This is a genomic window from Pseudomonas sp. (assembly GCF_026224925.1).
Taxonomy (GTDB): domain Bacteria; phylum Pseudomonadota; class Gammaproteobacteria; order Pseudomonadales; family Pseudomonadaceae; genus Aquipseudomonas.
Genome location: NZ_JAMFRV010000354.1, coordinates 1 through 4,968, shown reverse-complemented (window position 1 = coordinate 4,968; position 4,968 = coordinate 1). Strand labels below are relative to the sequence as shown.

Here is a 4,968-nt window from a genome sequence, read left to right as displayed (position 1 = left end):
GGTGCCACCGGCCTGACCGGCGAACACTTGATTGATCGCCTGCTCAACGAGCCCACGGTCAGTCGCGTGTTGGCGCCGACGCGTCGCCCGCTGGCGGACCATCCTCACCTGGAAAATCCGGTGGGGGAATTGGCTGTCTTGTTGCCCACCTTGAGCGGTCCTGTGGATATCGCTTTTTGTTGCTTGGGCAGTACGATCAAACAGGCCGGGTCCAAAGAAGCGTTTCGCGCCATCGACTTTGATCTGGTGGTGGCATTCGCCAAACGCGCACGAGAGCTGGGCGCACGGCATTTGGTGGTGATGAGTGCGGTGAACGCCGACCCGAAATCCAGCATCTTTTACAGCCAGGTCAAAGGTGAAGTGGAAAAAGCGCTCATGGATCAGGGCTGGCCCCAACTGACCATCGCCCGACCTTCACTGCTGATCGGCGAACGCTCGGAACAACGTCTGGCCGAACAACTGGCAGCGCCCTTCGCGAAGCTGATTCCCGGCAAATACCGCGGCATCGACGCCTGCTCCGTAGCCCGCGCACTGTGGCGATTGGCGCTGGAAGAACAGGACGGCGTGCGGATTGTCGAGGCGGAAGAATTGAGTAAGTTGGGTAAATAGCCCGGAGCATTGTCGGGCCTTGCCAAAATTCCTGTGGGACCGAATTCATTCGGGAAGCGAGCGGCGTGGCTTGTCTGAAAAGCGCGTTACGGCCTTCCCGAATGAATTCGGTCCTACGATGACCTTACAGCCCACCGGTCGCAGAAAAGCCTACGCCCAGCACTGTCATTAGCGACAGCGGTAAAAGCAGGGTATCGAGCAGGGCACTGGCTGGCAGGTCGATACTGGGCCAGCTGGGTGCCTCGGCACCAAAGTGATCCTTGGCGCAGCAGCCGCCGTTTATTGCGTACATATCCAGTCTCGCGCCCGAGTACACCACCGGCGCACCCGTTTGGGCGGCGTCGAGGGTTCGGGCCGTCGCGCAGCCGGTCAGCGTTAATACCATCAAGGTCAGCAACAGCGGCTTATTCATCGGCGCTCAAGTGGTGTTCGCCCCAGCGCGGCAGCATGTCTTGAGGGATGTTCAATAGATTCAGAATCCGTGCGACGACGAAATCGATCAAGTCATCGATGGTTTGTGGCTGGTGATAAAAGCCTGGCGACGCGGGCAAAATGATCGCCCCCATGTTCGACAGCTTAAGCATGTTCTCCAAATGAATACTGGAATACGGCGCTTCACGCGGCACAAGAATCAACTGACGGCGCTCTTTAAGCGTCACGTCGGCGGCACGCTCAATCAGGTTATTACAGGCACCTGTAGCAATCGCCGACAAGGTGCCGGTAGAGCAAGGCACCACCACCATCGCCGCAGGCGAACCCGAACCAGAGGCCACCGAAGACATCCAGTCTTCCTTGCCATACACCCGAATCTGCCCTGAGGCGGCACCCGTGTATTCGGTCAAAAACGCCTGCATCATCATCGGCCTTGCCGGCAATGAAACGTCGGTCTCCGTCGCCAGCACTAACTGCGCGGCTTTGGATATCAGGAAATGCACTTCGCGCTCTTCCCGAACCAGGCAGTCGAGCAGGCGCAAACCATATTGCGCGCCAGACGCGCCGGTCATCGCCAGGGTAATGCGCTCCGGGCCGCTCATTTCAGCGCCTCCGCCAATTTGCCATGCAAGCCACCGAAACCACCGTTGCTCATGATCACCACTTGGGTGCCCGGCTGAGCCTGGCTTTTGACCTTGGCGATGATGGCGTCGAGGGAATCACACACTACAGAAGGCACGGTACACAGTGCCGCCGTGGCTGCGAGGTCCCAGCCCAGATTGGCCGGGGCGTACCAGATCACCTGATCGGCCTGACGTACACTTTCCGGCAACCCGTCGCGGTGTGCACCCAGCTTCATGGAGTTGGAACGGGGCTCGACGATCGCGATCAACGGCGCATCGCCGATGCGTTTGCGCAGGCCATCAAGGGTAGTGGCAATGGCCGTCGGGTGATGCGCGAAGTCGTCATAAATAGTGACGCCGTTAACCTCGGCGACCTTCTCCATGCGTCGCTTAACGCTTTTGAACTCACTCAGAGCCTCAACACCCTGCTTCGGCACTACGCCCACATGCCGAGCGGCTGCCAACGTGGCCAGCGCATTGGCGACGTTATGCTGCCCAGTCATGTCCCACTCGACCACGCCTTGCACAATACCTTCGAAAATCACTTCAAAGCGCGAACCGTCTTCGCTGAGCAAACGCGCCTGCCACTGCCCGCCTTCACCGGTGGTTTGCACCGGGGTCCAGCAGCCCATTTGAATAACCCGCAACAACGCCGGTTCAGTAGTAGGGTGAATCACCAAGCCTTCGCTCGGGATGGTCCGCACCAAGTGATGGAATTGGCGCTCAATCGCGGGCAGATCGGGAAAAATGTCGGCGTGATCGAACTCAAGGTTATTCAAAATTGCAGTGCGCGGGCGGTAGTGAACGAACTTCGAGCGCTTGTCGAAAAACGCACTGTCGTACTCGTCAGCCTCGACCACGAAAAACGGTGTATCACCCAAACGGGCCGACACTGCGAAATTCTGCGGGACACCACCGATCAAAAAGCCGGGGCTCATGCCCGCATGCTCCAACACCCAGGCGAGCATGCTGCTGGTGGTGGTCTTGCCATGGGTTCCGGCGACGGCCAGCACCCAACGGCCTTGCAGCACGTGATCAGCTAGCCACTGAGGGCCAGACACGTAAGGCAGACCCTTATTCAAGACGTATTCCACTGCCGGGTTGCCCCGCGACAGCGCGTTGCCAATCACCACCAGATCAGGTGCCGGGTCCAGCTGCGCGGCGTCGTAGCCCTGATGCAGTTCAATGCCCTGCGCCTGCAACTGGGTGCTCATCGGCGGGTAGACGTTCGCATCGGAGCCCGTGACCCGGTGCCCCAACTCTTTGGCGAGGACCGCCAGCGAACCCATGAAAGTACCGCAGATACCAAGAATATGAATATGCATGATCAACCTCGTAAAACATGGGCGCAGGTTAGCTTAGCGAGCGGTGTGTGGCGAGGGCTGGCGCAATGAACCCGGTTACTGTAGGAGCGGGCTTGCTCGCGATCGGCTGCATAGCAGTCGTAGAGTTGGCGACTCAACTCTTCCTGGCGACTTCATACGCTCCATCGCGGGCAAGCGCGCTCCTACAGTTTGATCCTCTACACGCCAGTCCCAGCTAACGCGCTATCCCATGCTTACGAAGTTTGCGATACAGCGTATTGCGGCTGACACCCAGTTGTTCTGCAGTGTGAGTCATGTGCCAGCGCTGTTCTTCTAGTACCGCCAATAAGGCTATGCGCTCGGCATCGTCCAGTGGGTGTTCGCTGACCAGGGTCAGCGTGGGTGCTGACAGGTTTTGTCGGATGGCGAGTGGCAGCTCATCGAAGCCGATGCGTTGTTCATCGCACAGCGCGACCACCGTACGCAGCACCGTTCGCATTTGCCGCACATTCCCCGGCCAGGCGAAATCCAGCAGCGCAGCGCGCGCCGCCTCATCGAGAACGACAACCTGATCGCCCGCCTCTTCTTCCAGCAGAAAATCCAGCAGCTGCGATTTATCACTGCGCTCACGCAGCGGCGGCAGGGCGATTTCCAGGCCGTTCAGGCGATAGTACAAATCTTCACGAAAGCTTCCGTCCGCCACCCGTTCAAGCAAGTTCCGGTGCGTGGCGCTGATGATTCTTACATCCACCGCATGCGGTTCGCCGCCGATCGGTACAACCAAGCGGTCCTCAAGTACCCTCAACAAACGCGTCTGCAGGGCCAATGGCATGTCGCCAATTTCGTCGAGAAATAAGGTACCGCCATCGGCCTGCTGCAGCTTGCCCTGCATGCCCTCTTTGCGTGCGCCGGTAAAACTGCCGCCGCGATAGCCGAACAGCTCACTTTCGATCAGACTTTCCGGTATTGCTGCACAGTTCAGGGCCACAAATGGTTTGTCGCTGCGCAAACTAGCCTGGTGCACCGCTTTGGCAAACGCCTCCTTGCCTGAACCGGTTTCGCCGTTAACCAGCAATGGCACGTCCCGCTCAAACACCCTTAGTGCGCGGCGAAAGTCATTTTGTAAGGCGGCGTCGTCCAAGCAAATACCACTCAGACGAGGTGTGGCAACAGGTACGGGAGCGGACGGGGGTTTCGGCACACTGCGCGGCTGCCCGCGCAACAGCGCAAACAAACGCCGACCATCGCGGGTGCGCAGCGGCCACGTGGCACTGGGGTGCGCACTGCCGCGGGCGAGTAATTCATCCAGCGAACACTCGAACAAGGCGCTCACCGACTGACCGAGTAAATTGCCGCGCCCATACCCCAGCAGGTTCAGGGCGCTCTGATTGACTGCGCTGACTCGCCCTTCGCCATCGAATGCCATCAAGCCTTCGCTGAACAAGCCGACGGACTCCGCCTGCAGGTGAAACCGCAGCAACCATTGATCATTGAACCGCTGCAGAAAATAGCCGCGCTCGATCATCTTCGCCGACAGATTGACCAGCGCCATGGTATGAAATTGGCTTTGCCGAGACACGTCATGCCGCGCCGACGACACATCCAGCACGGCGAGCAAATCACCATGGGGGTCGAATACAGGGCTTGCCGAGCACGTCAGTCCGGTGTGACGGCCACGAAAGTGTTCATCCTGGTGGATGGTCAGCGACTGACGTTCGACCAGGCAGGTGCCGATACCGTTGGTGCCCTCACAGGCTTCGCTCCAGTCCGCGCCCAGCCACAAGCCGGCGCGCTCGAAAATTGTGTGTTCGGTGGGGGCGGTGATGCAGTTGAGGATGACCCCGCGCGCATCGGTCAATAGCACCGCATGCCCAGCGCCGGAAAGCTGCTGATGCAGGCTGTTCATTTCGCCGCCAGCAATGCTCAGCACCTGCTGCAATCGCTCCCGGCTTTCGAGCAAACGCCCATGCTCAAGCACCGTCGGCGCCACGCTTAGCGCT

The 4,968-nt window shown here is 59.4% G+C and carries 5 protein-coding genes; 1 reads left to right on the top strand and 4 read right to left on the bottom strand.

The genetic code is table 11. The features are described 5' to 3' along the window. Nucleotides 1-609, top strand: a 609-nt coding sequence (locus M0974_RS15470) for an oxidoreductase (RefSeq protein ID WP_297838346.1), incomplete at its 5' end; no start/stop codon positions are given. 124 nt (nt 610-733) lie between these two features. Here M0974_RS15470 and M0974_RS15465 read toward each other — a convergent pair. The 4 genes from M0974_RS15465 to M0974_RS15450 all read right to left on the bottom strand — a co-directional run. Beyond that, entirely contained in the window at nt 734-1,021 is a 288-nt protein-coding gene (locus M0974_RS15465; RefSeq protein WP_297838342.1) for a YceK/YidQ family lipoprotein, read from the bottom strand. Further along, the gene (ubiX, locus tag M0974_RS15460) at nt 1,014-1,643 is read right to left on the bottom strand and encodes a flavin prenyltransferase UbiX (protein ID WP_297838339.1); all 630 of its coding nucleotides are present in this window, start codon (nt 1,641-1,643) and stop codon (nt 1,014-1,016) included. Before ubiX ends, M0974_RS15465 begins: the two co-directional genes overlap by 8 nt. Beyond that, entirely contained in the window at nt 1,640-2,989 is a 1,350-nt protein-coding gene (gene mpl / locus M0974_RS15455) for a UDP-N-acetylmuramate:L-alanyl-gamma-D-glutamyl-meso-diaminopimelate ligase (protein WP_297838336.1), read from the bottom strand. Before mpl ends, ubiX begins: the two co-directional genes overlap by 4 nt. Nucleotides 2,990-3,203: 214 nt before the next feature. Further along, a partial coding sequence (locus M0974_RS15450; RefSeq protein ID WP_297838333.1) for a sigma-54-dependent Fis family transcriptional regulator occupies nt 3,204-4,968 on the bottom strand: 1,765 nt, incomplete at its 5' end.